This window comes from Citromicrobium bathyomarinum, assembly GCF_038594485.1.
GTDB classification, from domain to species: Bacteria; Pseudomonadota; Alphaproteobacteria; order Sphingomonadales; family Sphingomonadaceae; genus Alteriqipengyuania; species Alteriqipengyuania bathyomarina_A.
In genome coordinates this window covers 665,921-691,595 of sequence record NZ_JBCFZG010000004.1, presented here as the reverse complement: position 1 = coordinate 691,595, position 25,675 = coordinate 665,921, and the positions used below count along the sequence as shown (strand labels likewise).

Annotated in this window: 31 protein-coding genes; 18 read left to right on the top strand and 13 right to left on the bottom strand. The window is 64.6% G+C overall.

The features are described from left to right. Nucleotides 1-9: 9 nt before the first annotated feature. Nucleotides 10-603 (bottom strand): imidazoleglycerol-phosphate dehydratase HisB, encoded by a 594-nt coding sequence (gene hisB, locus AAG591_RS09040; protein WP_342530858.1) that lies wholly within the window; start codon nt 601-603, stop codon nt 10-12. Nucleotides 604-689: 86 nt separating this feature from the next. Here hisB and AAG591_RS09035 point away from each other — a divergent pair, with 86 nt between their 5' ends. The 4 genes from AAG591_RS09035 to AAG591_RS09020 all read left to right on the top strand — a co-directional run bounded on the left by AAG591_RS09035 (nt 690) and on the right by AAG591_RS09020 (nt 2,769). Continuing rightward, nucleotides 690-1,202 (top strand): SspB family protein, encoded by a 513-nt coding sequence (locus tag AAG591_RS09035; RefSeq protein ID WP_342531248.1) that lies wholly within the window; start codon nt 690-692, stop codon nt 1,200-1,202. A 41-nt stretch (nt 1,203-1,243) separates the two neighbouring features. Next, the gene (locus AAG591_RS09030; protein WP_342530857.1) at nt 1,244-1,642 is read left to right on the top strand and encodes a hypothetical protein; all 399 of its coding nucleotides are present in this window, start codon (nt 1,244-1,246) and stop codon (nt 1,640-1,642) included. A 64-nt stretch (nt 1,643-1,706) separates the two neighbouring features. Continuing rightward, a complete protein-coding gene (gene gmk, locus AAG591_RS09025; protein ID WP_342530856.1) occupies nt 1,707-2,357 on the top strand; it encodes a guanylate kinase in 651 nt (216 codons plus the stop codon). A gap of 142 nt (nt 2,358-2,499) precedes the next feature. After that, nucleotides 2,500-2,769: a metal-sensitive transcriptional regulator gene (locus tag AAG591_RS09020; protein WP_342530855.1), complete on the top strand. Its 270-nt coding sequence runs from the start codon at nt 2,500-2,502 to the stop codon at nt 2,767-2,769. Nucleotides 2,770-2,779: 10 nt separating this feature from the next. On the opposite strand, the gene AAG591_RS09015 is transcribed toward AAG591_RS09020, so the two are convergent. From AAG591_RS09015 to AAG591_RS09005, 3 genes are all read right to left on the bottom strand, one after another. Further along, the gene (locus AAG591_RS09015) at nt 2,780-3,586 is read right to left on the bottom strand and encodes an SDR family NAD(P)-dependent oxidoreductase (RefSeq protein ID WP_425341655.1); all 807 of its coding nucleotides are present in this window, start codon (nt 3,584-3,586) and stop codon (nt 2,780-2,782) included. A 142-nt stretch (nt 3,587-3,728) separates the two neighbouring features. Continuing rightward, nucleotides 3,729-4,868: an acyl-CoA dehydrogenase family protein gene (locus AAG591_RS09010; RefSeq protein WP_342530853.1), complete on the bottom strand. Its 1,140-nt coding sequence runs from the start codon at nt 4,866-4,868 to the stop codon at nt 3,729-3,731. Between the two features lie 148 nt (nt 4,869-5,016). Continuing rightward, complete coding sequence (locus tag AAG591_RS09005) at nt 5,017-6,195, bottom strand: acyl-CoA dehydrogenase family protein (protein WP_342530851.1); 1,179 nt, start codon at nt 6,193-6,195, stop codon at nt 5,017-5,019. A 220-nt stretch (nt 6,196-6,415) separates the two neighbouring features. Between AAG591_RS09005 and AAG591_RS09000 the strand changes: the two genes are divergently transcribed. The 5 genes from AAG591_RS09000 (at nt 6,416) to AAG591_RS08980 (ending at nt 11,915) form a co-directional block, all read left to right on the top strand. Continuing rightward, nucleotides 6,416-7,882, top strand: a complete 1,467-nt coding sequence (locus tag AAG591_RS09000) for an MFS transporter (protein ID WP_342530850.1) — start codon at nt 6,416-6,418, stop codon at nt 7,880-7,882. Between the two features lie 93 nt (nt 7,883-7,975). After that, nucleotides 7,976-9,268, top strand: a complete 1,293-nt coding sequence (locus AAG591_RS08995; RefSeq protein ID WP_342530849.1) for an acyl-CoA dehydrogenase family protein — start codon at nt 7,976-7,978, stop codon at nt 9,266-9,268. 161 nt (nt 9,269-9,429) lie between these two features. Next, a complete protein-coding gene (locus AAG591_RS08990) occupies nt 9,430-10,515 on the top strand; it encodes a Zn-dependent alcohol dehydrogenase (protein ID WP_342530848.1) in 1,086 nt (361 codons plus the stop codon). A 133-nt stretch (nt 10,516-10,648) separates the two neighbouring features. Further along, nucleotides 10,649-10,819 (top strand): hypothetical protein, encoded by a 171-nt coding sequence (locus AAG591_RS08985; RefSeq protein WP_342530847.1) that lies wholly within the window; start codon nt 10,649-10,651, stop codon nt 10,817-10,819. Between the two features lie 52 nt (nt 10,820-10,871). Further along, nucleotides 10,872-11,915, top strand: coding sequence for a phosphotransferase family protein (locus tag AAG591_RS08980; RefSeq protein WP_425341654.1), 1,044 nt, complete (start codon nt 10,872-10,874; stop codon nt 11,913-11,915). Nucleotides 11,916-11,919: 4 nt separating this feature from the next. On the opposite strand, the gene AAG591_RS08975 is transcribed toward AAG591_RS08980, so the two are convergent. Then, on the bottom strand, nt 11,920-14,118 hold the full coding sequence (locus AAG591_RS08975; protein WP_342530843.1) for a S8 family peptidase: 2,199 nt from the start codon (nt 14,116-14,118) through the stop codon (nt 11,920-11,922). 471 nt (nt 14,119-14,589) lie between these two features. Between AAG591_RS08975 and dapD the strand changes: the two genes are divergently transcribed. The 4 genes from dapD (at nt 14,590) to AAG591_RS08955 (ending at nt 16,261) form a co-directional block, all read left to right on the top strand. Then, nucleotides 14,590-15,411 (top strand): 2,3,4,5-tetrahydropyridine-2,6-dicarboxylate N-succinyltransferase, encoded by an 822-nt coding sequence (dapD, locus tag AAG591_RS08970; protein WP_342530842.1) that lies wholly within the window; start codon nt 14,590-14,592, stop codon nt 15,409-15,411. A gap of 71 nt (nt 15,412-15,482) precedes the next feature. Further along, complete coding sequence (locus AAG591_RS08965) at nt 15,483-15,806, top strand: hypothetical protein (protein ID WP_342530841.1); 324 nt, start codon at nt 15,483-15,485, stop codon at nt 15,804-15,806. A 21-nt stretch (nt 15,807-15,827) separates the two neighbouring features. Next, a complete protein-coding gene (locus tag AAG591_RS08960; RefSeq protein WP_342530840.1) occupies nt 15,828-16,058 on the top strand; it encodes a hypervirulence associated TUDOR domain-containing protein in 231 nt (76 codons plus the stop codon). A gap of 11 nt (nt 16,059-16,069) precedes the next feature. Beyond that, entirely contained in the window at nt 16,070-16,261 is a 192-nt protein-coding gene (locus AAG591_RS08955) for a DUF3008 family protein (RefSeq protein WP_342530839.1), read from the top strand. A gap of 14 nt (nt 16,262-16,275) precedes the next feature. On the opposite strand, the gene AAG591_RS08950 is transcribed toward AAG591_RS08955, so the two are convergent. Beyond that, nucleotides 16,276-17,535, bottom strand: coding sequence for a dipeptidase (locus AAG591_RS08950; RefSeq protein ID WP_342530838.1), 1,260 nt, complete (start codon nt 17,533-17,535; stop codon nt 16,276-16,278). A gap of 51 nt (nt 17,536-17,586) precedes the next feature. On the opposite strand from AAG591_RS08950, the gene AAG591_RS08945 reads away from it, so the two are divergent. Together AAG591_RS08945 and AAG591_RS08940 are read left to right on the top strand one after the other, a co-directional pair. Further along, nucleotides 17,587-18,036 carry a cupin domain-containing protein gene (locus tag AAG591_RS08945; RefSeq protein ID WP_425341644.1) on the top strand — a complete coding sequence of 150 codons (450 nt, stop codon included), beginning with the start codon at nt 17,587-17,589 and terminating at the stop codon, nt 18,034-18,036. Further along, nucleotides 18,033-18,437 carry a DoxX family protein gene (locus AAG591_RS08940; protein ID WP_342530836.1) on the top strand — a complete coding sequence of 135 codons (405 nt, stop codon included), beginning with the start codon at nt 18,033-18,035 and terminating at the stop codon, nt 18,435-18,437. Before AAG591_RS08945 ends, AAG591_RS08940 begins: the two co-directional genes overlap by 4 nt. 10 nt (nt 18,438-18,447) lie before the next feature. Here the strand turns inward: AAG591_RS08940 and AAG591_RS08935 are convergent, their stop codons facing one another. Further along, on the bottom strand, nt 18,448-19,032 hold the full coding sequence (locus AAG591_RS08935; protein WP_342530835.1) for a YbhB/YbcL family Raf kinase inhibitor-like protein: 585 nt from the start codon (nt 19,030-19,032) through the stop codon (nt 18,448-18,450). A gap of 180 nt (nt 19,033-19,212) precedes the next feature. On the opposite strand from AAG591_RS08935, the gene AAG591_RS08930 reads away from it, so the two are divergent. Then, nucleotides 19,213-20,631, top strand: coding sequence for a S41 family peptidase (locus AAG591_RS08930; RefSeq protein ID WP_342530834.1), 1,419 nt, complete (start codon nt 19,213-19,215; stop codon nt 20,629-20,631). 75 nt (nt 20,632-20,706) lie between these two features. Here the strand turns inward: AAG591_RS08930 and AAG591_RS08925 are convergent, their stop codons facing one another. Next, complete coding sequence (locus AAG591_RS08925; protein WP_342530833.1) at nt 20,707-21,093, bottom strand: response regulator; 387 nt, start codon at nt 21,091-21,093, stop codon at nt 20,707-20,709. Then, nucleotides 21,093-22,181 carry a PAS domain-containing protein gene (locus AAG591_RS08920; RefSeq protein WP_342530832.1) on the bottom strand — a complete coding sequence of 363 codons (1,089 nt, stop codon included), beginning with the start codon at nt 22,179-22,181 and terminating at the stop codon, nt 21,093-21,095. The genes AAG591_RS08925 and AAG591_RS08920 overlap by 1 nt, the downstream gene beginning before the upstream one ends. A gap of 158 nt (nt 22,182-22,339) precedes the next feature. On the opposite strand from AAG591_RS08920, the gene AAG591_RS08915 reads away from it, so the two are divergent. Further along, nucleotides 22,340-22,684, top strand: coding sequence for an Mpo1-like protein (locus AAG591_RS08915; protein WP_342530830.1), 345 nt, complete (start codon nt 22,340-22,342; stop codon nt 22,682-22,684). Between the two features lie 12 nt (nt 22,685-22,696). On the opposite strand, the gene AAG591_RS08910 is transcribed toward AAG591_RS08915, so the two are convergent. After that, nucleotides 22,697-23,137 (bottom strand): COG3650 family protein, encoded by a 441-nt coding sequence (locus tag AAG591_RS08910; protein WP_342530829.1) that lies wholly within the window; start codon nt 23,135-23,137, stop codon nt 22,697-22,699. 164 nt (nt 23,138-23,301) lie between these two features. On the opposite strand from AAG591_RS08910, the gene AAG591_RS08905 reads away from it, so the two are divergent. After that, a complete protein-coding gene (locus AAG591_RS08905) occupies nt 23,302-23,811 on the top strand; it encodes a hypothetical protein (RefSeq protein WP_342530828.1) in 510 nt (169 codons plus the stop codon). 150 nt (nt 23,812-23,961) lie between these two features. Here AAG591_RS08905 and AAG591_RS08900 read toward each other — a convergent pair whose 3' ends face one another. The 3 genes from AAG591_RS08900 to AAG591_RS08890 form a co-directional block, all read right to left on the bottom strand. Further along, nucleotides 23,962-24,156 carry a hypothetical protein gene (locus tag AAG591_RS08900; protein WP_342530827.1) on the bottom strand — a complete coding sequence of 65 codons (195 nt, stop codon included), beginning with the start codon at nt 24,154-24,156 and terminating at the stop codon, nt 23,962-23,964. Nucleotides 24,157-24,234: 78 nt separating this feature from the next. After that, entirely contained in the window at nt 24,235-24,447 is a 213-nt protein-coding gene (locus AAG591_RS08895; RefSeq protein WP_342530826.1) for a cold-shock protein, read from the bottom strand. 579 nt (nt 24,448-25,026) lie between these two features. Further along, a complete protein-coding gene (locus AAG591_RS08890) occupies nt 25,027-25,521 on the bottom strand; it encodes a hypothetical protein (protein WP_342530825.1) in 495 nt (164 codons plus the stop codon). Between the last annotated feature and the right edge of the window lie 154 nt (nt 25,522-25,675).

Here is a 25,675-nt window from a genome sequence, read left to right as displayed (position 1 = left end):
AACAGCGTGCTAACCACCCAAAATCCCCTTGGTACTGGGCACTGCCCCGCCCTTGCGCGGGTCGATCTCGACCGCAGCGCGCATGGCGCGGGCGAAGCCCTTGTAGATCGCTTCGCAAATATGGTGGTTGTTGGTGCCGTAGAGCAGCTCGATATGCAGCGTCAGCCCTGCGGTCTGGGAGACAGACTGGAACCAGTGCTCGATCAGCTCGGTATCCCACTCGCCCAGCTTTTCCTGCGTGAAACCGGCCTTCCACACGCAATAAGGGCGCCCGGAAATGTCCAGCGCCACGCGCGCGAGGGTCTCGTCCATCGGCGAGAATGCTTCGCCGAAACGCATGATCCCGCCCTTGTCGCCCAGCGCATCCGAGATCGCCTGACCCAGCGCGATCGCGCTGTCTTCGGTCGTATGATGCTGGTCGACATGCAGGTCCCCATCGACCTTCATCTGCACGTCGATCAGCGAGTGCCGGGAAAACTGTTCGACCATATGGTCGAGAAAGCCGATCCCCGTCGAAACGTCATACTCGCCCGTGCCGTCGAGATCGACCGCCACGCGAATGCGCGTTTCCTTGGTATCGCGTTCTATCAAACCTTTCCGCATGGCGAGCGCGCTATCGCCCGCCGGGCGTGCGCGCAAGCATTCTGCGCTTGACCGCACGCGCGCTCCCCTTCACCTAACGCCTCGTGATGAGTGACGACGCGCCCGACAGCCTTATTCCCTATGACCAGATCGTGCAGGAGGCCCTGCGCGCCGTGGTCGGCAGCGTTCTCGGCGAGATCGAGGCGGGCGGCGGTACGCTGCCGGGCAACCACCATTTCTACATCACCTTCAAGACGGGCGTGCCCGGGGTCGATATTCCCGACCATCTGCGCGAGCGATTCCCCGACGAGATGACGATCGTGCTCCAGAACAAGTTCTGGGATCTGAATGTGACCGACGTGGGCTTTTCGGTCGGCCTCAGCTTCAACCAGCGGTCTTCGCACCTGGTCGTGCCGTTCTCCGCGATCACCGCTTTCGTCGATCCCGCGGTCGATTTCGGCCTGCAATTCCAGGCGACCGAGATCGAGGATTCGCATGGCCCGGCCGACGCCGCCGAAAACGACGGTAGCGAGGATGCGGAACAGGGCGGCGGTGCAGCCGTTGCCAAGAACGAGGACGGATCGAACGTCGTCACGGTCGATTTCGGTCGCAAGAAGTAAGGCCCCGCGATTTTCGGGGCGAGCAAGAGGGCCATCCCCGTATGAGCAAGCGCCGCGATGAACTGCGCAAGAAGGTCGAACGCGGCCAGGCGCGCGCACGCGGCGAGAGTGTGCCCGGCCTCTCCCCCAATCCAGCCAGCAACCTGATCATGGCCAACGCCATCGTGCGCACGGGTTCCATCCTGTTCCGCAGGGCGGTCGAAAAGCGGATGCTCAAGGGCCGCTACGGCAAGGACACGGCCCAGTCGATCGTCGAAAACCAGGGCATGGGCACCACGCTTGCCGGAATGGCGCTGTCGCGGATCGCCGCGCGTTCCTCCACCGGTGCGGTCGTGGTTGGCACCGGGATGCTCGCGAAGACGCTTTACGACCGCCGACAGTCGAAAAAGGCGCAGGCCAAAGGCGACGCCGAGTTGCTCGAAAAGGCCGCCAAGGACTGAGCCTTTGGTGGATCGGGGCAAGCCAAGGCTTGATCTGACCCCGCGCCCGGCCCCAAAGGCGCATATGCCCCACAATTCCTCTCCCGAGTCCGATACCCTGCACCGGCGGGGCCTCATGTTCATCCTCTCCTCGCCCTCTGGCGCGGGCAAGACCACTCTGTCGCGGATGCTGCTGGCGTCGGACGAGGAAATCTCGCTGTCGGTATCGGCGACGACACGCCCCCCGCGCGAGGGTGAGATCGACGGCAAGGACTACCATTTCGTCAGCGACGAAGAGTTCGACCGGCTGGTGGAAGAAGACGGGTTCTACGAATGGGCGCATGTCTTCGGACGTCGCTACGGCACGCCCAAGGGCCATATCCGCGAAGGGCTGAAGCGCGGGCAGGATTACCTGTTCGACATCGATTGGCAGGGTACGCAGCAGCTGTACCAGAAGGACCAGCAGGACACGGTGAGCGTGTTCATCCTGCCGCCGAGCCTCGACGAACTGCACCGCCGCCTGACCGCCCGCGCGCTCGACAGCGAAGAGGTGGTCAACAGCCGCATGGAGCGCGCGCGCGCGGAAATCAGCCACTGGGCCGAGTACGACTATGTCGTCATCAACGACGATGTCGACGAATGCTTCACCAAGGTGCGCGAAATCCTGCACGCCGAACGGATGAAGCGCACGCGCCAGACGGGGCTCATCCCCTTCGTGCGCGAGCTGATGGGCTAAACGGCGTCGTACCGGCGCCGGATCAAAACCAGGCGCGCACTCCAAACAGCACTTTCAGCGATGGCATGGTACGACCGTGTTATTCAACCGTCGCAACACTCATTATATACCCCCTGGGGGTATTTCAACTGGACCTTGGGACATGGCCGACAAGACCAACGCAACGATCAACCGACTGAACCGGATTTCCGGACAGGTGCGGGGAGTCGCGCAGATGGTGGAGGATGATCGCTATTGCATAGACATCCTGCACCAGTTGCAGGCGGTGAAGTCCGCCCTCGCCAAGGTGGAAACGCAAATTTTGAAGGATCATGCCGCGTGCTGTGTCGCCGAAGCGATCGCCAGCGGCGACGAGGCCGATCAACGCGAGAAATTCGAAGAGCTGATCGACCTGTTCGCCAAGCGGCGCTGACGCCGCGGGCCTATTCGCCCGACGGATCGACGAAATTGCCCGCGCCGATATTCGCATTGACCACGCCGCCGTCGATCGGGATCGTCGTGCCGACCACGTAGTCGCCCGCACGGCTGAGCAGATAGATCGCGCCCGCCGCCATATCCTCGGTCACGCCGACGCGCCTGCTCGGAATGCCGCGTTCGACCATGTCCTGGTTGTCGCGCGCGGCGCGGTTCATGTCGGACGGGAAGGCACCCGGCCCGATCCCGTTGACCACGATGTTATGCCCGATCAGCTCGGCCGCCATCCGCCGGGTCAGGTGGATCAGCCCGGCCTTGCTCGCCTGGTAGGGATAGGTCGGCCACGGGTTGCACTTCATCCCGTCGATGCTGGCGATCATCAGGACCTTGGCCGGACGCTCCGCCGTGGCCGCCTTCTTGAGCAGCGGCAGCAGTTTCTGGGTGAGGAAGAACGGCGTCTTGAGGTTGAGGTCCATCGTGCGATGCCAGCCAGCCTCGCTGAAATCCTCGAACGGCTCGCCCCAGGCCGCGCCTGCGTTGTTGACCAGCAGATCGAGCTTGTCTTCGCAGGCAGCGAGTTCGTCGGCCAGCGCCTTGATGCCGTCCATCTGCGACAGGTCGCCGGTGAGGCCGATAACCTTGTCGCCCAGCTCGGCAGCGGTCTCGTCGACCTGCTCCTTCTTGCGCGCTACGATATAGACCTTGGCACAGCCCGCTTCGAGCAGGCCTTCGACGATCATGCGGCCGATCCCGCGGCTGCCGCCGGTGACCAGCGCGATCTTACCTTCGAGACCGAATAGGTCGATGAGTTTCATCATAATACTTCTCCTCCCCTCCCGTTCACGGGAGGGGCAGCGAGACTTGGGCTTGCCCCGCAAGTCCTAGTCGCAGCGGGGTGGGCTCTTGCGAGCCCATGCCCACCCCCGCCCCCTCCCGCGAGCGGGAGGGGAGACCAATTCAATACCCGCTCAGCTCGGCAACGCGGCCCGCGTGGTAGTACGCATCGCCGAGGAACTCCTGCAGCGCGCGGTCGCGCTTCATGTAGAGGCCGACGTCGTATTCGTCGGTCATCCCGATGCCCCCGTGCATCTGCACGCCTTCGCGCACCGCGAGGCCCGCCGCCTTGGCGACCTTGGACTTGGCGACCGAGATCATCAGTTCGGCCTGCTCGCTGCCCGCATCCAGGAGCTGGGCGGCCTTCATCACCACCGCACGTGCGATCTCGACTTCGGAATAGAGATGCGCGGCGCGGTGCTGCAATGCCTGGAAGCTGCCGATCAATTCGCCGAACTGCTTGCGCTGCCTCAGGTAATCGACCGTCATGTCCATCGCGCCGCGTGCCACGCCGACGCCTTCGGCAGCTGCACCCACGCGCCCTGCGCGCAGCATGGCGTTGAGGATCTCGCGTCCGCCATCGACGTCGCCGATCACGGCATCGCCATCCAGCTCGACCCCGTCGAAAGTGATGTGGCTCGCCATCGAGCTGTCGACCAGCCGCACGCTGTCGTGGCTCATGCCACTCGCATCCTGCGGCACCGCGAACAGCGTGATCCCATCGGCATCGCTGTCGCTGCCCGAGGTGCGCGCGGCGACCACGATCATCTCGGCGCTGGCGCCGTAGACCACGAAGTCCTTCTTGCCGCTCAGCTTGAAGCCGTTGCCCGACTTCTCGGCCTTGCAGGCGATCGTTTCAGGCCGGTGCTTGGGGCCTTCGTCGATCGCGACCGCGTAGACGTTCTTGCCCGCAACCAGATCGGGCAGCCAGCGGCCGCGCGTGTCGTTGCTGCCGTGCTTGAGCGCCGTCGCGGCAAGCACCGAGCTGCTGAGGAAGGGCGACGGGGTGAGGTTCGCGCCGATTTCCTCGAGCACGATGTTCGCCTCGACCTGGCCCATGCCAAGCCCGCCGTCCTCTTCGGGAAGCAGGATGCCGGTGAAGCCCATTTCGCCGAACTGCTCCCACAGCCCGTGGCCGAAACCGTCCTTGCAGTCACGGTCGCGCCAGTGGCGCAGCTGCTTCGCAATGCCGCCTTCCTCGCGCATGAATTCGCTCGCGCTGTCGGCCAGCATCGCCTGATCGTCGTCGTAGTAAAGTGCCATTTCTTCTCTCTCCAGATCCCCTCGCGCTTGCGGGAGGGGCAGTGAGACTTGGTCGCGCCAGCGGCCTAGTCGCAACGGGGTGGGCCGGACCGTTGCACGTGCACTCGCCCACCCCCGGCCCCTCCCGCAAGCGGGAGGGGAGGATGGATTACGCCCCCGGCAGTTCGAGGATGCGCTTGGCGATCACGTTGAGCATCACCTCCGACGTGCCGCCTTCGATCGAGTTGCCCTTGGTCCGCAGCCAGCCACGTGCGGGCTTGCCGCCTTCGGTCTCTTCGCTCTCCCATTCGAGAGCGCGCGATCCGCCCGCTGCCATAAGCAGCTCGTTGCGGCGCTTGTTCAGCTCGGTCCCGGCGTATTTCATCATGTTCGGCTGTGCGGGGTGCGCCTTGCCGACCTTGATCTCGTCGAGGAACTTCTCGCTCATGGCGGTGAAGGCGAGCGCGTCGACATCGAACTGCGCAATCTCGGCGCGCAGCACGGGGTCGAGCTCGCCCTGCCTGCTGGTCACCGCGCCGAGCGAGGTCGGCCTGTCGACGCCGCCGGTGGCGGAAATCATCTCGCGCTCGTGGCCAAGCAGGTACTTGGCAACGTCCCAGCCGCGATTCACCTGCCCGACATAGGCCGGAATGTCTTCGCCGTAGGATTTGGGCACGCTCACCGAATCGAAGAAGGTTTCGCAGAAGGGCGAGCTGCCGCTGATCAGCTTGATCGGCTTGGTGCTGACACCCTGGCTGGCCATGTCGAACAGCATGAAGGTGATGCCCTGGTACTTGTTCGTCTTGTCCGTGCGGACGAGGCAGAAGATCCAGTCGGCTTCGTCTGCATAGGAGGTCCAGATCTTCTGGCCGTCGACCACCCAGTGATCGCCCTTGTCGTCGCCATAGGTCTGCAAGCTGACGAGGTCGGAACCGCTGCCCGGCTCCGAATAGCCCTGACACCAGCGGATTTCGCCGCGCGCGATTTCGTTGAGGAAGCGCTGCTTCTGCCCTTCGGTGCCGAAGTGGAGCAGCGCCGGGCCGAGCATCCAGATGCCGAACGAGCTGAGCGGCGCACGCGCACCGATCCGGGCCATTTCTTCGCGCAGCACCTTGGCTTCGGCGGGTTCGAGCCCCGCGCCGCCGTACTCCTTGGGCCATGCGGGCACGGTGTAGCCCTTGGCGACGCACGCTTCGAACCAGGCCTTCTGCGTCTCGTTCTTGAAGGTCGCGTTGCGTCCGCCCCAGTACACGTCGCCCTCGTCCTCGACGGGCTGGCGCATCTCGGGCGGGCAGTTGGCTTCGAGCCAGCTGCGAGTCTCTTCGCGGAATTGGTCAAGATCGGCCATTATCGCTCTCCTTGGCTTGGCGTGGGGCGTTCGAACGCCCCCATCGTCGCGCTTTCGCCCTCTTGGTAGGAGCAAGACTCACCTTTACGCAAGCGGAAGGTTGGCAGGCACGCATGCCGTAGCGGCAGGCCGATTGCGCTTGCACACGACCGCACAACCCGTACTGTTACGTCAACGTAAGGAGCGGACTCGCGAAGCCGCCGGGAGAGAATTTCACACCATGGCTTTCACTCAGGGCCCGTTGCCGACCCGTTTGCGACTGACCCAGGGTCTCGGCGCGATGGCCTTCGGTGTGAAGGACAACGGGTTCTCGTTCTTCCTGCTGATTTTCTACAACCAGGTGCTGGGGATGGACGCCGGGCTGGTCGGCCTCGCGCTGATGCTGGCGCTGGTGGTGGACGCGGTGTTCGATCCGCTGATCGGCTATTTCTCAGACCGGACCTACACCAAATGGGGCCGCCGCCTGCCGTGGCTGTACGTCGCACCGTGGCCGCTGGCGATCATGTGGGTCATCCTGTGGTCGCCGCCCACGGGCGAGGCGCCGAGCTTCCTCGGCCTGCTCGGCATAGCGGTGGGCGTGCGCGTCCTGCTGTCGGCGTGCGAAGTGCCGCAGGTCAGCCTGCTGCCCGAGATCACCGCCGACTACGACGAGCGGACCACGCTGTTCCGCTATCGCTACCTGATGGGCTGGGGTGGCGGCATCCTGATGATGGTGCTGGCCTATACCGTGTTCCTGAGCGGGCCCGACGGCATTCTGGAGCCCGACGGATACGTCGCCTTCGGCATCGCCGGCGCGGCGATCATGGCCTTCTCCGTCGTCGGATCGGCGCTCGGGCTGCACAAGCTGGTCGCGCATCCGCCTGCCAAGCGCCCGCCGCCGTTCCACTGGCGCGACGCTTTTGCCGAGATCAAGGATGCCTTCAGCGAAAAGGCGTTCCTGATCTTCGCCGCCGGAGCGATGGCGGCCTATATCAGCCAGGGGACGACATTCTCGATCTCCAACTACCTCAACGTGTTCGTGTGGCAGCTAGACCAGGTGACCATTCCCGGCGCGCCGTCCGCACTGACCGGGCTGACCGTCTATCCGGTGATACTGTTCCTCAGCGCGCTGTTGATGTTCGTCGTGGTGAGCCCGCTGCACCGCAGATACGGGAAGGCGTACACCGCCGCAGGGGGCGCGCTAGCGGCTTTCGTGATCGGCTTTACGCCGTATTCTCTGTTCCTGCTCGGCGCGTGGCCGCAGGTCGGCACGCTGGCATCGACGGGCCTGTTCTACCTGTTCCTGGTCTTCGCCAACGCATCGGGCATCGTCTCGATGATCTCGGCATCCTCGATGGTGGCCGAGATTATCGAGCTGTACGAGGAACGCACCGGCGAACGCGCCGAAGGCAAGTTCTACGCGGGCAACTGGCTGGTCCAGAAATGTGCGACCGGTGCGGGGATCTTCATCTCGGGCCAGATCATCGCGCTCGCCCAGATGCCCGCCAATGCGAAGCCGGGCGAGGTCGGGCTCGACGTGCTGAGCCCGTTGATCCTGCTCTATGCCGGCGTGTCGCTGATCCTCGCGCTGACCGCCGCCTACTGGCTCGCCCGGTTCCCGATCACCCGCGAAAGCCACGAGGCGCGTCTGGCGCTGCTCGACGATGCTGCACGGGCCGACGCGGAAGGCGAGGTGCTGCCACCATAATCCTGCGAACAGGCTTGGCGCAGCCGCGCCGCTCTGCCACGACGCATTTCAAATTCAGACCGACCGAAAGACCTAGAAGAGAGGCCCCCAAAGATGGATTTCCAACCGACCGAACGGCAATCGCACTGGCGCGACCGCGTGCGCGACTTCATCGAAAAGGAAGTGCGCCCCGCCGTCCCCACCTACAAGGCGCAGGACGCCGAGGGCGACCGCTGGAAGGTGATCCCCGTGGTCGAGGAGCTGAAGGAAAAGGCCAAGGCCAAGGGCCTGTGGAACATGTTCATGCCCCCGCGCAACGACAGCCACCATCACGTTGACGAGAGCTTCGAGTTCGAAGGCCCCGGCCTCACCAACCTCGAATACGCGATGGTCGCCGAGGAACTGGGCCGCATCGGCTTCGCCAGCGAAACGATGAACTGTTCCGCACCCGATACCGGCAACATGGAAGTGCTCCACCGGTATGGCACGCGCGAGCAGAAGGAGCAGTGGCTTGCCCCGCTGATGGCCGGCGAGATCCGCAGCGCCTTCCTGATGACCGAACCGCAGGTTGCCAGCTCGGACGCGACCAATATCGAAACCTCGATCATCCGCGAAGGCGATGAATACGTCATCAACGGGCGCAAGTGGTGGAGCTCGGGTGCGGGCGATCCGCGCTGCAAGGTCGCGATCGTGATGGGCAAGAGCGACACTTCGGCCCAGCGCCACCAGCAGCAGTCGATGATCCTGATGCCGCTCGACGCGGAAGGCGTGACGATCGAGCGTCACCTGCCCGTGTTCGGCTATGACGATGCGCCGCACGGCCACATGGAAATCAGCCTCAAGAACGTGCGCGTGCCCGCCTCGGCCATGCTGCTGGGCGAAGGCCGCGGGTTCGAGATCGCGCAAGGCCGCCTCGGCCCGGGCCGCATCCACCACTGCATGCGCACGATCGGCGTGGCCGAGGAAGCGCTGGAAAAGATGTGCAAGCGCCTGCAGGCGCGCGAAGCCTTCGGCAAGCCGATCTACAAGCATTCGATCTGGGAACAGCGCGTTGCGCAGGCCCGTATCGATATCGAGATGACTCGCCTCCTGTGCCTCAAGGCCGCCGACATGATGGACAAGGTCGGCAACAAGGCCGCCAAGCAGGAAATCGCGATGATCAAGGTCGCCGCGCCCAACATGGCTCTGAAAATCATCGACGATGCGATCCAGGCGCATGGCGGTGCGGGCGTGTCCGAAGACTTCGGCCTCGCCCAAGCATACGCCCACCAGCGCACGCTGCGGCTGGCAGACGGCCCGGACGAGGTCCACGCACGCTCGATCGCGCGCATGGAATTCGCCCGCCACGCACCGAGCGCGGCCGAGATGGAAACCTACAGCTCGGGCGACATGGGCGCGACGCGCTGAAAAACCTCTCCCCCTCCTCGTCAGAGGAGGGGGTCGGGGGGTGGTGCCTCCAAGACAACGCCGTTCGTGCTGAGCCTGTCGAAGCACTGCTCTCTTTTTGAGCGCGGCACCGGAAATGAAGTGCAGCCCTTCGACAAGCTCAGGGCGAACGGAGAAGACTGATGGCAAAGGCCGCAATCCTCGAAAAACCGGGCGAACCGATGGTGATCGGCGAGATCGAAATCGCCGAGCCCGCCCCGCACGAGGTTCTTATCGACACCAAGGCGTGCGGCCTGTGCCATTCGGACCTGCACTTCATCGACGGTGCCTATCCGCACGCCCTGCCGCTGGTGCCGGGGCACGAAGCAGCGGGCATTGTCCGCGCGGTCGGCAGCGAAGTGACGATGGTCAAGCCGGGCGACCACGTGGTCTCGTGCCTCAGCGCGTTCTGCGGCCAGTGCGAGTTCTGCGTCACCGGGCGCATGGCGCTGTGCCTTGGTCAGGGCACGCGGCGCGGCAAGGATGCGGCCCCGCGCCTTTCGCGAGGCGGAGAGCCGGTCAACCAGCTGCTCAACCTGTCGGCCTTTGCCGAGCAGATGCTGATCCATGAGCACGCCTGCGTCGCGATCGACAAAGATATGCCGTTCGACCGGGCCGCCGTGCTCGGCTGCGCGGTGACCACCGGCGCGGGCACAATCTTCAACGCGATTAAGCTGACGCCGGGTGAGACCGTCGCGGTGATCGGCTGCGGCGGCGTCGGCCTCGCGGCGATCAACGCGGCGAAGATCGCGGGCGCGGGCATGATTATCGCCGCCGACCCGCTCCCCGAAAAGCGCGCGCTCGCCGAAACGCTCGGCGCGACGCACACCGTCGACGCGCTGGCGGAGGATGCGGCGAAGCAGATCATCAAGCTGAGCGGCGGCGGCGTGCATTACGGCATCGAAGCGGTCGGGCGTCAGGCGAGCGCCGACCTCGCGGTCGCGTCGCTGCGGCGCGGCGGCACCGCCGTCGTGCTCGGTATGATGCCCTTGGACTGCAAGGTGGGCCTTGGCGCGATGGACCTGCTCGGCGGCAAGAAGCTGATGGGCGCGATCATGGGGATGAACCACTTCCCGGTCGACCTGCCCCGGCTGGTCGATTTCTACCTGCGCGGGCTGCTCGACCTCGACACGATCATCGCCGAACGGATCGGGCTGGAGGATATCAACACCGGGTTCGACAAGCTTCGCGAAGGCCACAGCGCCCGCAGCATCGTGGTGTTCGACTGATCGAAACGGGCTCGCGCCTGTCCTACATCGGGTGCAGGCGTTAATACCTGCCCGGCAAGAAATTTGGCGCCGGGCGATGATTGTTGAAAGGTGACACTTGCCGCTCTCACTCGCGGTCCTGTTTGGCGGAGTAGTGCGGCTTTACGCCATCGCCGATATTTTGCGAACGTGGGTGGTCTGTGTGCCAGCAGCGAAATTTGCCGTCGCCCTGAACTCGTTTCAGGGTCCAGCGGCGATCTGGGGCCGATCGGCAAAAAGGTTCGATCCGCCGGAAATTCTGGATGCTGAACCGGGTTCAGCATGACGCATGGGTTTAGGAGAGGAAGTTCGTGGCAGGCATCGACTACGAGAAGGAAATGGTCGGCACGGTCGACGTGCCCGAGGCGGACAAGCTCGATGAGCCAGCGCTGACCGCGTGGTTCGAGGAGAATGTCGATGATTTCGCAGGGCCGCTGAGCCTCTCGAAATTCAAGGGCGGCCAGTCCAACCCAACCTACAAGGTCCAGACCGCGAACCGCAATTACGTGCTGCGCCGCCAGCCCTTCGGCAAGCTGCTGCCATCGGCCCACGCGGTCGACCGCGAATATACCGTGATGAGCGCGCTTGGGCCCACGGGCTTTCCCGTACCGCGCACCTTCGGCCTGTGCGAAGACGCGGACGTCATCGGCTCCAAGTTCTTCGTCATGGAGCTGATCCAGGGACGCAACCTGTGGAACGGGGCGCTGCCCGATTACGCACCCGACCAGCGGCGCGAGATCTACCACGCGATGGTCGACACGCTGGCCGACCTGCACACCACCGACCCCATGAAGATCGGCCTTGGCGACTACGGCAAGCCACAGGATTACTGCGCACGCCAGATCGCCCGCTGGACCAAGCAGTACAAGCTTTCCGAAACCGAAGAGATTCCGGAGATGGAGGCGCTGATCGCGTGGCTGCCCGAGACGGTGCCCGATCAGCACGCCAGCGGCATCGTCCACGGCGACTACCGGCTCGACAACATGATCTTCCATGCCGATGAGAACCGCGTTGCCGCCGTGCTCGACTGGGAGCTATCGACGCTGGGCGATCCGATCGCGGACTTCAGCTACTTCGTGCTCAACTGGCACAATCCGGCCGATGGCCGCGCCGGTCTCGGCGGGCTCGATCTGGTCGAGCTGGGGATCCCCAGTGCAGAGGATGTGACGCAGCGCTATGTCGAGCGGACTGGCTACCCGGTGCCCGACATGGACTGGTACTTCGCGTTCAACCTGTTCAAGTTTGCCGGCATCATCCAGGGCATCAAGAAACGAGTGATCGACGGCACCGCATCCTCCGCCCACGCCAAGCAGATGAGCGAGCGGGTACGCCCGCTGGTGCAGGCGGCCTACGGGTTCGCGAAGCGCGCAGGGATGGACTGACCGTCTAGAATCCCCGGCTCCAGCGGACCAGCAGCCCGCCATCATCGGGGGCGTTGCGAATGTGGTCGGGCTCGCTGCGGTAGAACAGGCTCGCGGCGAGCATCCCATCGAACGCCTGCCCGAACCACGAAAGCTCGCCCATCAGCTCGCGCCCATCGGGGGCCAGCGACACGCGCCGCAGTTCGTAGACCGCGCTTTCGGTCGCATAGTCGTAGCTCACCGGCAGATCGAAATTGAGCCCGCCCGAGATGACGCGAAGAGGAGAGGAAATCCGCAGGCCGAGACGGTCCGTATCCTGCCAGACCCCGCGTTTACTCAGATCGACCGAGTAGGCGACGCTGGCAAAGCGCGATCCGCCCGCGATCCTGTCACCGGTCACCGCCCGGGTAGAGCCGAAGCGCCCTTCCCCACCGGCGCGCCAGCCATCGCCCAGATCGAGGGAGGCCGAACCGTCGACGAACACACTGTCCGCACCGCGCGTCGCCAGGCTCTTATGGAGATAGGCGCCCAGCATCGTGCGCTCCTCGCGCAGCCATTCGGTCCCCAGTGTCAGGCCCAGCGGCCCGAACTGCCGATCTCCGGCGATGCCGAAGCGGGTGAAGCCATAACCCTCGCGCTGATTGCCGACGATGCCCTGCGCCTGGCGCACCGCCCAGGTCAGCGCCTCGCCCCGGCTGGCGGTCAGGGTGATGCCGAGGTCGCCGGTCTGCTGGCGCAGTGCGACGCTCTGCCCGTCGCGGTGCGCGAAGCCGAGCTTCCCGGCGGCCCCGCTCGACAGCAGGAAGGCTGGCCGATCCTGACCCTGCAGCTGAACGGCGATGCCGTCGGGCCCTTCGGCAAAGGCGAAGCCCAGCTGGGTCTTGGGCGATATGCGCAACGCCACCCGCGCTGCGAGCACCCGTGCCGCGTCGCTCTCGGCGCGCGACAGGCGCAGCGGCGTGAGCGGTGTCTCTCCCTCCAGCTGTCCGCGCTGATCGAGCGAGAAGGCGATGCCGATACCCGGCCCACCGACCGTGACGTTGCGCAGCCCGGCGCGCGTGGCGTTCGCCATCAGCGTTTCGGGGCTGGCACGGCGGGTCTGCGCGCCCAGATCGTAGGTGTAGGCGCGGTCGTACTTGTCGAGCACGATGCTCTGCAGCGATGCGCCCCGCATCGCGTCGCCCATCGGCGCGGACGCGATCGCGATGTCATCGGTCAACGCCAGCGCGCTCGGGCTGTCCGCCGAACCGCCGGGCAACCGGGTGGTGCCTTGCGGCGAGAACGCGCCCGCCAGATCAAGGATGCCGCGACCGTAGACTGCATCGGTCCCCGTCGCACCGGCATCGCGCGCAGTGTCGAGCAGGATTTCGACGATCTCCTGCCCGGTCAGGTTGGGAAAGGCCTGCGCCAGCAGCGCCACCGCGCCCGCAACCTGCGGGGTGGCAAAGCTCGTTCCCGAAAAAAGGGTCACGAAGCTCTGGCCGCCCTCTTGGGTAACCTGGATCTCGCCATTCTCGTAAGCGCAGCAGATCCGTTCGCCGCGTGCGGAGAGAAACCCGGTGGCGTAGCTGCCCGCGCGGTTGCTGAAGTCGGAGAACTCCCCCTTGTCGTCTACCGAGCCGACAATGATCACCGCCCCGTTGCCCCTCTGCAAGGCGGCGATCGCAAAGGGATCGGGATTGTCCGGATCGAGCGCAGGGTCGCTGGTGTCGCCGTCGTTCCCCGCAGCGACCACCACGACGATCCCGGCCTGTGTCGCGCGAGCGATCGCGTTGGACAGCTGGGCAGTGGGCGTGCCGCCGCCAAGACTCAGATTGATGACCCGCGCGTTGGCGGCGATGGCGACATCGATCCCACGCGCAATGTCGGAATCGAGGAACTGGCACCCGTCGAGATCGGCATCGTTCGCGCCTCCTCCGGTGCAGCTGCCCGGTTCGTCCGCCCGCAATACGAGCAGGCGGGCATCGTAGGCCATGCCGACGACCCCTTCGTTATTCAGGGCGGCTGCCGCCACCAGAGCGACGTTGGTGCCGTGATCGTCGATCCCGTTGATCGTGCGCGAGCCGGCCACATCTGCCGATTCAGGGAGAATGCGTTCGGCGAATTCCGGGCTGTCGATGTCGATCCCGCTGTCGATGATCGCAATGGTCGCCCCCTGGCCGGAGACGCCCTGCTGCCAGGCGATTGTCGCGTTATGGAAGGCAGGCCCGTCCGATCGCCGCACCTCGGCCGAGTTGACGTTCGGAGCGGGGGTTGGAGACGGAGTGGGAGTAGGAGTAGGCGCGGGCGCAGGAGACGGCGAAGGTGCAGGCGCCGGGGTGGGAGCTGGCGGCGAAACGGGCACACCCAGGCTAGGTCCGCCTCCACCGCCGGAACAGGCACTCAGCAGCGCCGCGACGACGAAAGCAGTCCCGATCTTCAACTCGCCCCGACCGGTTCGCTTCATCACGCTAAGCCCCTGTGTTCATTGCCTTCATTGCCGCGATACCGTCGGCCCCGTAAACGACTGGTGAACCGGCTCGCCCCTTCCCCTGCGCATCGGGTATGCAGCGCCGAATGCGCTTGTCGGGATGGTGGTAACCCAAGGCCCTACTGCGGTCCATCGCATACGCCGTGGGATAGCCGGGAGTCCCGGCTGGCAGTCAGGCGCGGCGCGAGCTACGGCGCAGGGAAAGGCCATACAGGAGCGGTGAGAATGAGCGACGAGCAGCGACAGGTGATCGAGCAGGCGTGGGAGGATCGCGACCATCTCGATACGAAGGATGCCGCGTTGCGCCAGGCGGTCGAGAACGCGGTCCTGAGCCTCGACGATGGGAGCGCGCGGGTTGCCGAACCCGATGGCGATGGCGGCTGGCGCGTCAACCAGTGGCTCAAGAAGGCGGTGCTCCTGTCGTTCCGGCTGAGCGACAACGCGCTGATGGATGGTGCAGCCGGAGCGCCCGCCTTCGACAAGGTGCCGAGCAAGTTCGCCGGGTGGGACGAGGCCCGCTTTCGCGAGGCCGGCTTCCGCGTCGTGCCTGGCGCTATCGCGCGGCGCGGCAGCTTCATCGGCAAGAAATGCGTGCTGATGCCCAGCTTCACCAATATCGGCGCCTATGTCGGCGAAAACACCATGCTCGACACCTGGGCCAGCGTGGGCAGTTGCGCGCAGGTCGGCGCAAACTGCCATATCTCGGCGGGCACCGGGATCGGCGGCGTGCTCGAACCGCTGCAGGCCAACCCGACGATCATCGGCGATAACTGCTTCATCGGCGCGCGTTCCGAAATCGTCGAGGGCGTGATCGTGGGCGAAGGCTGCGTGGTCGCGATGGGCGTGTTCATCACCCAGTCGACCAAGATCGTGGTGCGTGAGACCGGTGAGGTCCTCCGCGGGCACATACCGCCTTATTCGGTAGTTGTGCCGGGCAGCCTGCCGGGCAAGGATGGGGGACCGTCGCTCGCCTGTGCGGTGATCGTGAAGACCGTCGACGCGCAGACACGCGCAAAGACCGGTATCAACGAGTTGCTGCGCGATTGATGGTGTGCCGGGCGGAACCGTGGCAGAGACGAGCCGTTTAGCAGGCTCGATGGACGGGAAAGGACAATAATATGGTCGACCAGAACAATACTGAAATTCGAACCGATGAAGAGCGTGTCAGCGGCGGCAGCAAGGAAGGCGTCGTTCGCTGGGTACTGGGCATCGGGCTGCTGCTGGCCATCGTCGCCCTGTCGATCATCTGGATCGTCCCCGCACTGACCAATACGGGCGAGGAAGACGTCTCCAGCCGTGTGGTTTCGCCGCAGGAAGCGGTGCAGGCTGAGGGTGACGAGGCCGACGTGCTGGTGGCGCCGGAAGAACTCGGCAACGAAAATGCGGCTCCCGAAGCTTCGGAACCGGACACTGCTGCACCGGTTAATCAGGCACAGAACTGATCTGCAAGGGCCCCATTTTCCATGAGCAATACCAACAGCTTCCAAAGCGATCAGTATGTTCAGTGGGATTGGGGCAACGGCACTGCCAAGGGTCAGATCAAGGAACGCTTCGAACGCGAGGTGACGCGCACGCTCCAGGGCAGCGAGATCACCAGGAACGGGACCGAGGATGATCCTGCCTACCTGATCCGGCAGGAAGACGGCGATGAAGTGCTCAAGCTCGGCTCGGAGATCAAGGCGCAAGACACCTGAGGAGAGCTATCATGCCCAAGGCGAAATCCAAGAAACAGCAACAGGCGGCGGGAGCGGCGCTCTCTGCCAAGCGCGGCGAGACCGAAAAGTCCGACCTGCAAGGGGCCTCGATCGGCATGTACGAAAGCATGACCGAGGACGAGCTGGAGGAAATGGCCTCGACTGATCGCGACGACCTGCCTGAAGAGGTTGACGGCGACTAGGCTCTGCCCCCGCCCTAAACCTCGTTATCGGACGGGTTTTCGTACGGCGGCACATCTGCCATCGCCGCGCTTGTGGCCTCGACCGCCCGCATGACGCGCATCATGTTGCGCGAGCTGATTTTTTCCAGATCCTCCTGCGAGTATCCGCGCCGCGCCAGCTCGGTGAACAGCGCCGGGTAGGTGGAAACGTCCTCCAGACCCACCGGCCCGGCCGGAATACCGTCGTAATCGCCCCCGATACCGATTGCGTCGATACCCGCAATCTGGCGCACGTGGTCGATGTGGTCGGCCATGTCCGAGATATTCGCAGGCGGGTAGGGATTGGCTTCGTCCCATGCCTTCATTCCGGCTTCGACCGCGTCAGGCTGCCCCTGCCATAGCGCTTTCAGCCGCGCCTCTTCCGCATCGCGCTGCGCATTCCAGACGCGCGCGTCTTCGCTCAGGAAGCCGGGCACCGCGGTGACCATGATGATCCCGCCGTTCTCCGGCAGCCGGCGCAACACCGCATCCGGTACGTTGCGTGCGTGCCCATTGATCGCACGCGCAGAGGAATGGCTGAAGATCACCGGCGCCCGCGACACGTCGAGCGCGTCCATCATCGTCTTCTCGGACACGTGGCTGAGATCGACGACCATGCCGATCCGGTTCATCTCGCGCACCAGGTCCTTGCCGAAATCGGTCAGGCCGTCATGCTCGGGATCGTCGGTCGCGCTATCCGCCCAGGGCGTATTCTTGCTGTGGGTCAGCGTCATGTATCGCGCGCCCAGATCGTACATCTGCCGCAGCACGGCGAGGCTCGACCCGATCGAGTGGCCACCCTCCATGCCGAGCATTCCGGCGATCCTGCCTTGCGCGCGCGCGGCCTCGACCTCGTCGGCAGTCAACGCCAGCGTCATGTCCTCCGGGTAGCGCGCAATGAGCCGCTTCATGACGTCGATCTGCTCCATCGTCATCTGGACCGCTCTCGGCTCGTCAACTGCTGCCGGCACGTAAACCGACCACCATTGAACGCCGACACGACCTGCGCGCAGCCGCGCGAGGTCGGTCTGCATTGCGTCACCCTCTTCGGTTTTGACCTGATCAGTATGCTCGAAATCGAAATCGCCGATCTGGTTGGCGAAGCGCGCGCGCAGCTGGATCGGCACGTCATTGTGCCCATCCCACACAGGGGCGGCTTCAAGCGCGGCCAGCGCCGTTTCCTCTGCAGTCTGCGCGGCCAGCGGGCTGCAGATCAGCCCAGCGACGGCGCAAGCGGTGGCGAAACGGCGTAACATGTGTTGGCTCCCCATCCTTTTCGCGCCTAGGCATACCTCCGCAGAAGCAAAATGGAAGGCAAGCGTCCCGTGAGCAACGCCGAGCAGTTGATCGAGGCCCATGGCTTGCAACCGCATCCCGAGGGCGGCTGGTATCGTGAGACCTTTCGCGCGTGCGAAAAGGATGGCCGCGCCAGTTCGACGATGATCCATTTTCTGCTCGAAGCGGACCAGCACTCGCACTGGCACCGGGTCGATGCCGACGAGCTGTGGCTATGGCACGCAGGCGATCCGCTCGCGCTGCGGATTGCGGAGAGCGAGGACGCGCAAGTGGAAACGATCGTGCTCGGCGATCAGACCGAGCCGCTGTGGCAAGGAGTGGTGCCGCAAGGGCAATGGCAGGCGGCGATGCCCCTGCCCGGCGCGCATGGCTATGCGTTCGTGTCCTGCGTCGTCGCGCCCGGCTTCGAATTCGAGGGGTTCGAGCTGGCGCCTGCAGGCTGGGCGCCGCGCCTGGCATGACGCTCGCCCGCAACCTCACCCGCTGGTTCCTGGTGCTCGCCTTTTTCGCGGCGGGCGTGCTCCACATCGCGGTGCCCGGGCCGTTCCTGGGGATCATGCCGCCCGCCGTCCCCTTCCCCGAAGCCGTCATCTTCTGGACGGGCGTGGCGGAATTGCTCGGGGCGATCGGGCTGGCGCAGGGCATCTCCCCCGCGATCCGGCGCGCCGCAGGGATCGGGCTGGCGCTCTATGCGCTGTGCGTGTGGCCCGCGAATATCCAGCACATGATCAACGATCTGAGCGGCGATGGCGGGCTTGGGCTCGGCTATCACATCCCGCGCATGATCGCGCAGCCGGTGATCGTCTGGGCAGCGCTATGGGCCAGTCGGGTGATCGACTGGCCGTTCGCCCGCCGGGGATAGCCTTGCCCTCCTAGGCTTCCGGCTCGTCTTCGGGGTCGAGAAAGTCGTCATCGTCTTCCCCGCTGTAGGTCGCTGCGAGCACGCTCGCCGCGATCACGTGTCCTTCCATCGCGGCGAACAGCTCGGCCTTGCCTGCCCCCGGCATCAGCGCGATCGGCAGGTCGAGCGCGAACAGCTGGAATACGAAGCAATGCGGTTTGCCCTCCGGATCGACGCGCGGCAGCAGCCATTCGGAATTGCCCTGGTCGTTCTTGCCGGTGCGCGGCGGCACCTCGCCTTCGAGCAATTTGCCGTGCTGCGCCGGAAGCCCCCAGACGAGCCAGTGGCAGGTCGCATCGGGCACGCTGGCGTCCTGCACGACCAGCACGAGTTCCTCGGCCATTTTGGGCGGAGCGGTCCATTCCATCGGCGGAGCCACCGCATCTTCCTCGTCCGCGGTGAAGCACGGATCGAGTTCCCCACCCTGCGGGAATGCGGGGCTGGATAAGGAAAAGCCATTGCGGCCAATCGCTTCGCGCGTAGCGAAGCGGGCGATGGCGAGTTCCGCATTGGCGGGGCAGGTATCGGGAAGCAGTGTGGACAGCCATTCGGTCATGTGAAGCGAATCTCCTTGGAGTTGCTACATCTGCTAGGCGTTCGCACGCCGCGATGTAAGGGTGCGCTGCGCTGAGCTGAGGTCGAGAGGCAACACTCACGAAATTTCAAACTATTAGCGATAGACAAACGCCCTCCGACCTGAATAGATCGTCCCTTCATATTTCAAGGGGGAATACCAATGTCGGTCGGCCGTATCGCACTCAGCCTGGTAATTGCAGGCGCACTCGCAGCATGTGGAAGCGATGGCGGCGGCGCGCCGACATCGGGCACGCCGACCCCCACTCCGGGCCCGACCCCGTCACCGACCGCCTGCTCGGTCGCCGACCGCCAGGCCTGGGTGCTGCAGCAGCTGCAAACCTACTACCTGTTCCCCGACCTGCTCGACACGACGGTCAATGCCGCCAATTACAGCGACGTTCAGAGCTATATCGACGCGCTCGTCGCGCCTGCGCGCGCGCTTGGTCGGGACCGTGGCTTCACCTATATCACGTCGATCCAGGAAGAGACCGATCTGATCAATTCGGGTTCCTCGGCAGGTTTCGGCGTCCGCCTTGGTTACGACACGGTCAATAGCCGCGTATTCGTCCTCGAAGCGTTCGAAGGCGCACCCGCCTATCCGCAGGGAATCGATCGCGGGACGGAAATCCTCTCGGTCAACGGAACGTCTACCACTGATCTCTTCGCTCAGGGCGGTGCCGCCGCATTCAGCAATGCTCTGGGCCCGAGCGATCCGGGCGTCACCCGTACGCTCTCCATCCGTCAGCCCGGCGGGGCGACCTCCACCGTCAGCGTAACCAAGCAGGAATATGCGCTCGATCCGATTTCGGACCGGTATGGCGCTATCACCATCCCCAATGTTGACGGTCGCCTTGTCGGCTACCTCAACCTTCGTACCTTCATCGTTGCCGATGCCGGGCCGCAGCTTCGCACTGCAATCGATGGCTTCCGCCAGCAGGGTGTGGAGCAGGTCATCCTCGATTTCCGCTACAATGGCGGCGGGCTTGTCGATGTTGCCGAACTGCTTGGCGACCTGCTGGGGGCAGACAAGGTCGGTGATGTGTTCAGCCGCACGGTTTTCCGCGATTCGCTATCCAATAACAACTCGACCGAGCCCTTCGAAGCACAGCCCGAAGCGATCGCCGCGACCAAGATCGCGCTGATCGGAACCAGCTCAACGGCATCGGCCAGCGAATTGACCGGCAATGCCTTCATTCCCTACCTCGGCAACAATCTCGCGCTGGTGGGTAGCAACACCTACGGCAAGCCGGTGGGGCAGATTGCGCGTGACCGCACGGCCTGCGACGACCGGCTGCGCGTCATGGCGTTCCGGACCGTCAATGCCGACGGTGGCGGCGACTACTATACCGGCCTCGCCAGCGTTTTCCCGAACACATGCGCGGCGGATGACGATTTCCTCCACCAGTTCGGTTCGACGGACGAGGATTCGACTGCGACGGCCCTCAGCTTCCTGAGCGGCGGGACCTGCACCCCCATCGCTGCCAGCGGCGCAAAGCGTGCAGCGTCGCGCCAGCGTATCGAGGCTCTGAACCCGGTCAAGCCGACTGCGGCCCAGTACCAGATCCCGGGCCTCTACTAGGCTTTCGGCTAGCCGACCGACAAAGGAAGGGGCCGCCGGGCGAATGCTCGGCGGCCCCTTCTTTCTATAGCGCAATCAGTGCGACTTGGCAGCGTCGAGCGGAGCGGTGGCGAGCGACAGCGCCGTCTCGACGACGCGACGTGAACAGGCCGGCTTGGGGATCAGTCTTGCGTTGAGCGCGGCCAGCGTCCCTTCCTGCCGGTTTAGATCGCCCGAATGGAGCAGGTATGGGATCGATCGCCGTTCCAGCTCACGAGCAACGGGCACGCATGTCTCCCCGTCGCGCAAGGTTACGTCGAGCACCGCGCAGGATACTCCGCCCTGTGCCTCGATATGCTCCATCGCCTCGCGCACATTGGTGGCGGTCAGCGGTTGGCACTCCTGGTCTTCGGCAGCGAATTCCAGATCCATCAGGATCAGCGGTTCGTCGTCCAGCAGAAGAATGCGGCAATTAGCGCTCACTATCGATCCCCCTCGATCGGCACGGTAAGGACTGCGTGCAGTCCCTCCGGCTTCCAGTCTCTTTCGATCGACCCGCGTGCAGCGGCGACCATCCTGTCCATGATCTTCGCCCCCGTGCCCGTATCGGCCGGCACGCCATCGATGGTGGGGCCGCCGGTCTCGATCCATGTCAGGACGACATCTCCACCGCTGCGCTGCCAATCGAGTTGCACCCGACCTCCACCCTCACCGGCCCACGCGCCGTAGCGTGTTGCATTGGCTGCCAGCTCGTGCAGCACAAGGCCGATGAGCGACATGGCCGAAAACGGCACTTGTGCGCCGTTGCCGAGAAATTCGAGGCGATCGTCGAAATCGTAGGGTTCGAGAATGGCCTTCACCGCCGGGCCGAGGTCGATCAGGCCAACCGACGCTTCGTCGAGCGTGGTTTCGTAGGCACGTCCGAGCGCCTGGATGCGGCTGTTGATCTCCGCAGCTTCGCTTTCCACACCGCGGACCCGGCCCATCACGTTGACGATGCCCGATATCACCGCAAACATGTTCTTCATGCGGTGCGACAATTCGCGGGCCATCTCGCGCGCGTGCCGTTCTTCCGCGCGCGCCGCGCGGACATCGGAAACGTCCCACTGGCTACCGAAGAAGTAGATCAGATTGCCTTGGGAATCGTAGATCGGCCCGAGGTGGAGCGCGTTCCAGAAAGGCGTGCCATCCTTGCGATAATTGAGCAGCTCGACAACGACCACGTCTTCATTCTCAATCGCCTCGCGCACCTTGGCGACCGCGTGCTTGTTGGTCTTGGGTCCCTGCAGAAAGCGGCAATTGCGGCCGAGAATCTCAGCCTCGTCATAGCCCGTCAGGCGACGAAAGGCGCGGTTCGCGAACACGATCGGCTGGTCGGGCTGATTGGGGTCGCTCAGGCAAACGGCCATCCGCGTCTGCGCCATCGCCTGTTCGAACAAGACGCCCGAGCTATCGGAAAACCGATCCTCGTCGCCCACATCGCGCATGTCGCTTCGCGGGCGGGCCTGCGGATCATTCATCGACGCCTGACTCGTCGAAGCCTGGTCTTGTCTTTCAGGATGGTCGGCCATCGAAACCCGGAAAAGTGAGCGCTACCCGCAATGCGGAGTGAACATTGAAAAGGTGAACGATCATATCCCCGGCCGGTTCCAGCAATCTGACATGCGGATTCCCGTTTTGGTGCAAGGCACTTGCCCCTGATATCCCGGAGGGGCAAGAATGGTCGCCAATGACCGAGCGAACCTACACAAGCTTCAGGGAATTCTGGCCTTTCTATCTGCGCGAGCATAGCCGGCCCGCGACTCGGCGACTGCATTACGTCGGCACCGCGATCGTCATCGCGCTGGCTGTCGCAACGGTCGCGACGCAGCACTGGTGGCTGCTGCTCGCGCTGCCGCTGGCGGGATATTTCTTCGCGTGGGTCGCCCATTTCCGCGTCGAACGAAACCGCCCCGCCACCTTCACCTACCCGCTGTGGAGCCTGCTAGCCGATTTCAGGATGTTCTTCCTGTGGCTTACCGGGCGCCTCGGCGGCGAACTCGAACGCGCAGGCGTACAGGACCGGCGCAGCTAGACCTTCGAAAGCTCAGGGCTGCTGCGGCCCTTCGAACGGCTGAGCGTCCGTCCATGCGCAGCCAAGCCGGGTTTCCGACCCGATCTTGAGCGTGACGGTGTAGGGGTAGCTGCGGTCGCTCATCCCGTCGGAGCACGCGCCCGGCGTCACCGTCATATCGAACGGCGCGCCGCCGAGTTCGCCCGACAGGCCCAGCCCGCCCTGCCCGTGGAACCGCTTGACCGTGATGGTCGAGCCCTCCTGATTCTCGGGCGTGGAATACGTCAGGTTGCTGCCGCGCACGTCGCCGCCCCAGAACGGCTCTGTCCCTGTGAAATGGATCGTGTCGCCCTTGGCGATTCCGTTGAATCCATCCGGCTCGGTACCGGGCGCGCCGCCGGTATCCTGCGTCTGGCAGGCCGCAAGCAGCAGGCCCGAGCTCAGGGCAAGGGCGGCAATCGGGAGCAGGCGCATGGGTTTTCCTTTCCAGCCACAGGGGTCTTTATCTCTCGGCGCTGGACGGTACTATCGGTTTCCGGACGACTTCGAAAGCAGGCGAGAGGATCGCCATTCGGGAACGCCTCGCCCTGTTTGCCAGTTGGGTTGGCAATACGGATTAAGTCAAGGAGTTCAGGACCATGCGTGTTCTGCCCTATTTCGCCGGTGCGGCAACGCTTGTCGCGATAGGTGGCGCTGCAATGGGCGGCGCGATTGATACTACTCCGCGCCAGATTTTCGATTCCGGTGCAACGATGCCCGCCAGCAGCGGTATCACCTACGATAACGTCCGGCGCGAGACGCCGACCGCCAACCATTATCCACTGGATGCAGGCGACAAGCGGTACGAAGTGGCCGAGCTGCGGGAGCGCGGTCTCTATAGCCAGGATCGCTATGCCGGGTCGTATTACCGCGAAGCGCCTCAGGCCAATTTGGACCAGTTCGACTACGCCGCCGCCGAAGCGGATCAGCGGCAATGGGAAGCCGAGCAGCGCCGCCCCGCATCCGGTCAGCGGGTCGCCTACACCGAGGTACGCACAGCGCCCAGGCGTCCGGTCGATACCGCGAAGCCTGCCACCGCCAACAAGCCCGCAATCAGGTTCGTATCGCAGCCCGTGGTGCAGGATACGAGCAGCATGACCAACCGCTAGCCGTCGCACGGAGCGGTTTAGGTATTTTCGCTTGAGTGGGTTCGTCTTCGTGCAATGGCTTGGCGGTGGATCTCATCCCCGGGTCAAACCACGAAAAGCATGCGGTAGGAAAGCACCCAATTCGAAGAGTGCGCCGGGCACTGCCGCCAGCTAGTCGGCCTGCTCTGCCTTGTCGCGCACGATCTTGGCGCGTTCCTCGGCCACCGCGCGCGCATGTTCGGCGAGCCCGCGCCAGGTTTTCTCCGCACGCAGTTCGCGTTCCCGCACCCGGTCGAGATCGGCGGCCTCTGCAGCAGCTGCGGCCTCTTTGGCGCGTGCGCAGTAGAATTCGTAGGTCTGGGCCATGGGCGCGAGTCTCCGTGTCGGTGTGAGAGGGAAAGAAGGCGCCGTCCCGCGAAGGACGACGCCCCTGTCGGCTTTGACCTAGTCGGCCGAGGAAAGGTTGACGGCGCTTTCCTTCCCGTTGCGGCCCTGCTCGACTTCGTAGTTCAGGCGCTGGTCCTTATCGAGCGTTTGCATCCCGGCGGCCTGGACGGCGGTGATGTGGACGAAGCTGTCGGGCGAGCCGTCGTCGGGCTGGATGAAGCCGTAGCCCTTGTCGGTATTGAAGAATTTTACGGTGCCAGTCTTGGCCATGATGTGTTCCTTTCGAGAACGCGTTGAGTTGCCACACCGCGACGTGCGGCGAGGATGTGCGTCAGGTCGTCCAAAGAAAGGAAAACGTCGTCTGGTTTACGCCGGGGCCGGTGCGCCGAAACGCGGGTGGCAAGCGGCGAAGCAAATTTCGAAGTCCGTCGCAAATTTCGACGTCAGCAGCGATCACGTAGCACGCCCTGCCCCGATCGCCTAATCCGCGCTTGCCGCGCATCCTTCTGGCGCAGGCTCGTCCCGCTCGATCGCCTGCTCCCACCGGCGCAGCTGATCGGTCTGCATGCAATCGAGCTGGTCGAGTCGCTGCCTCCCATCGTCGTTGCACGCAGGCAATGGCGAAGGCCGGACAGCCCGGTTGCGGAATAAGAAGTCGAAGACGGACATAAGCGCCCTTTCGTAGCCGCGCCCGCCGGATCGGCGGCGATGGCTATGGCCGGAAGGCGCGGGCGGGCGAAAGTGAGGCCGAATGCCGTATCGCGTCGAAAGTGCCTCTGACACTATCTGTTGTAACACACACCACCCGGATTGGCGAATGCTATCCTCGCCTCACCCGGCGCATCGCGCTCAGAAATCCGCCCTCAGGCCCAGTGCGTAATAGTCGCGCCCGGCATTGGCCTTGATCCGGATGCGCGGAGCCACGGGGAAGCTGGCCGTGGCGTAGGGCTGCACTTCGTCGCCGCTGTACCGCGCGCCAAGGCCCGCCTCCGCACTGCCGAGCAACGTGAACGTCCCCTCGACCTTGGCATAGGCTTTGAATGCGGTGTTGTCGCACTTCGCGTCGTCGGCGAACTGGCCGTTGCTCCGGTCGCGGCAGCGGGTCTGGCCGCCGCCGATATCGTCCTGGTAATAGCGGTCGTTATCGCCCTGGTAGACCAGCACGCCCCCCATCGGGCGGATCGCCAGCCCCTTGAACCTGAAGCTGTAGCCCGCGCCCAGTTCCGCCCCCCATTCGGAATCGGCGCGCGCGACGTTGGCTTCCACCGCGACCTGCGCAAAGGCCTGCTGCGGCAGGCACGCGATCAGGATCGTCGCGGCGGCGCAGAGTGCTGGTTTCATCATGGCTGGTCCTTCCCTGTCGCCTCGGGATACAGGCGCGGCGACCCGCCGACAATCGCGCGCCCGACATATCGACAGGCGGGCGGGCAGCGCGATGGCGACAGGGTGACACGTGTCACCCACCTGTCACCCTTCCTCGTCCCCGGTCACGCATCCA

What these genes read in the sequence shown, in the direction of transcription:
- AAG591_RS08945 (WP_425341644.1), top strand. Translation starts at nt 17,587, where the DNA reads ATGGAAGGCAAGCGTCCCGTGAGCAACGCCGAGCAGTTGATCGAGGCC.
- AAG591_RS08920 (WP_342530832.1), bottom strand. Translation starts at nt 22,181, where the DNA reads ATGGCCGACCATCCTGAAAGACAAGACCAGGCTTCGACGAGTCAGGCG.
- AAG591_RS08950 (WP_342530838.1), bottom strand. Translation starts at nt 17,535, where the DNA reads ATGTTACGCCGTTTCGCCACCGCTTGCGCCGTCGCTGGGCTGATCTGC.
- AAG591_RS08965 (WP_342530841.1), top strand. Translation starts at nt 15,483, where the DNA reads ATGGTCGACCAGAACAATACTGAAATTCGAACCGATGAAGAGCGTGTC.
- AAG591_RS09010 (WP_342530853.1), bottom strand. Translation starts at nt 4,868, where the DNA reads ATGGCACTTTACTACGACGACGATCAGGCGATGCTGGCCGACAGCGCG.
- AAG591_RS09015 (WP_425341655.1), bottom strand. Translation starts at nt 3,586, where the DNA reads ATGAAACTCATCGACCTATTCGGTCTCGAAGGTAAGATCGCGCTGGTC.
- AAG591_RS08980 (WP_425341654.1), top strand. Translation starts at nt 10,872, where the DNA reads ATGGTCGGCACGGTCGACGTGCCCGAGGCGGACAAGCTCGATGAGCCA.
- AAG591_RS09000 (WP_342530850.1), top strand. Translation starts at nt 6,416, where the DNA reads ATGGCTTTCACTCAGGGCCCGTTGCCGACCCGTTTGCGACTGACCCAG.
- AAG591_RS08935 (WP_342530835.1), bottom strand. Translation starts at nt 19,032, where the DNA reads ATGACCGAATGGCTGTCCACACTGCTTCCCGATACCTGCCCCGCCAAT.
- AAG591_RS09035 (WP_342531248.1), top strand. Translation starts at nt 690, where the DNA reads ATGAGTGACGACGCGCCCGACAGCCTTATTCCCTATGACCAGATCGTG.
- AAG591_RS08960 (WP_342530840.1), top strand. Translation starts at nt 15,828, where the DNA reads ATGAGCAATACCAACAGCTTCCAAAGCGATCAGTATGTTCAGTGGGAT.
- hisB (WP_342530858.1), bottom strand. Translation starts at nt 603, where the DNA reads ATGCGGAAAGGTTTGATAGAACGCGATACCAAGGAAACGCGCATTCGC.
- AAG591_RS08890 (WP_342530825.1), bottom strand. Translation starts at nt 25,521, where the DNA reads ATGATGAAACCAGCACTCTGCGCCGCCGCGACGATCCTGATCGCGTGC.
- gmk (WP_342530856.1), top strand. Translation starts at nt 1,707, where the DNA reads ATGCCCCACAATTCCTCTCCCGAGTCCGATACCCTGCACCGGCGGGGC.
- AAG591_RS08995 (WP_342530849.1), top strand. Translation starts at nt 7,976, where the DNA reads ATGGATTTCCAACCGACCGAACGGCAATCGCACTGGCGCGACCGCGTG.
- AAG591_RS08955 (WP_342530839.1), top strand. Translation starts at nt 16,070, where the DNA reads ATGCCCAAGGCGAAATCCAAGAAACAGCAACAGGCGGCGGGAGCGGCG.
- AAG591_RS09005 (WP_342530851.1), bottom strand. Translation starts at nt 6,195, where the DNA reads ATGGCCGATCTTGACCAATTCCGCGAAGAGACTCGCAGCTGGCTCGAA.
- AAG591_RS08900 (WP_342530827.1), bottom strand. Translation starts at nt 24,156, where the DNA reads ATGGCCCAGACCTACGAATTCTACTGCGCACGCGCCAAAGAGGCCGCA.
- AAG591_RS08905 (WP_342530828.1), top strand. Translation starts at nt 23,302, where the DNA reads ATGCGTGTTCTGCCCTATTTCGCCGGTGCGGCAACGCTTGTCGCGATA.
- AAG591_RS08895 (WP_342530826.1), bottom strand. Translation starts at nt 24,447, where the DNA reads ATGGCCAAGACTGGCACCGTAAAATTCTTCAATACCGACAAGGGCTAC.
- AAG591_RS08910 (WP_342530829.1), bottom strand. Translation starts at nt 23,137, where the DNA reads ATGCGCCTGCTCCCGATTGCCGCCCTTGCCCTGAGCTCGGGCCTGCTG.
- AAG591_RS08940 (WP_342530836.1), top strand. Translation starts at nt 18,033, where the DNA reads ATGACGCTCGCCCGCAACCTCACCCGCTGGTTCCTGGTGCTCGCCTTT.
- AAG591_RS08930 (WP_342530834.1), top strand. Translation starts at nt 19,213, where the DNA reads ATGTCGGTCGGCCGTATCGCACTCAGCCTGGTAATTGCAGGCGCACTC.
- AAG591_RS09030 (WP_342530857.1), top strand. Translation starts at nt 1,244, where the DNA reads ATGAGCAAGCGCCGCGATGAACTGCGCAAGAAGGTCGAACGCGGCCAG.
- dapD (WP_342530842.1), top strand. Translation starts at nt 14,590, where the DNA reads ATGAGCGACGAGCAGCGACAGGTGATCGAGCAGGCGTGGGAGGATCGC.
- AAG591_RS08990 (WP_342530848.1), top strand. Translation starts at nt 9,430, where the DNA reads ATGGCAAAGGCCGCAATCCTCGAAAAACCGGGCGAACCGATGGTGATC.
- AAG591_RS09020 (WP_342530855.1), top strand. Translation starts at nt 2,500, where the DNA reads ATGGCCGACAAGACCAACGCAACGATCAACCGACTGAACCGGATTTCC.
- AAG591_RS08915 (WP_342530830.1), top strand. Translation starts at nt 22,340, where the DNA reads ATGACCGAGCGAACCTACACAAGCTTCAGGGAATTCTGGCCTTTCTAT.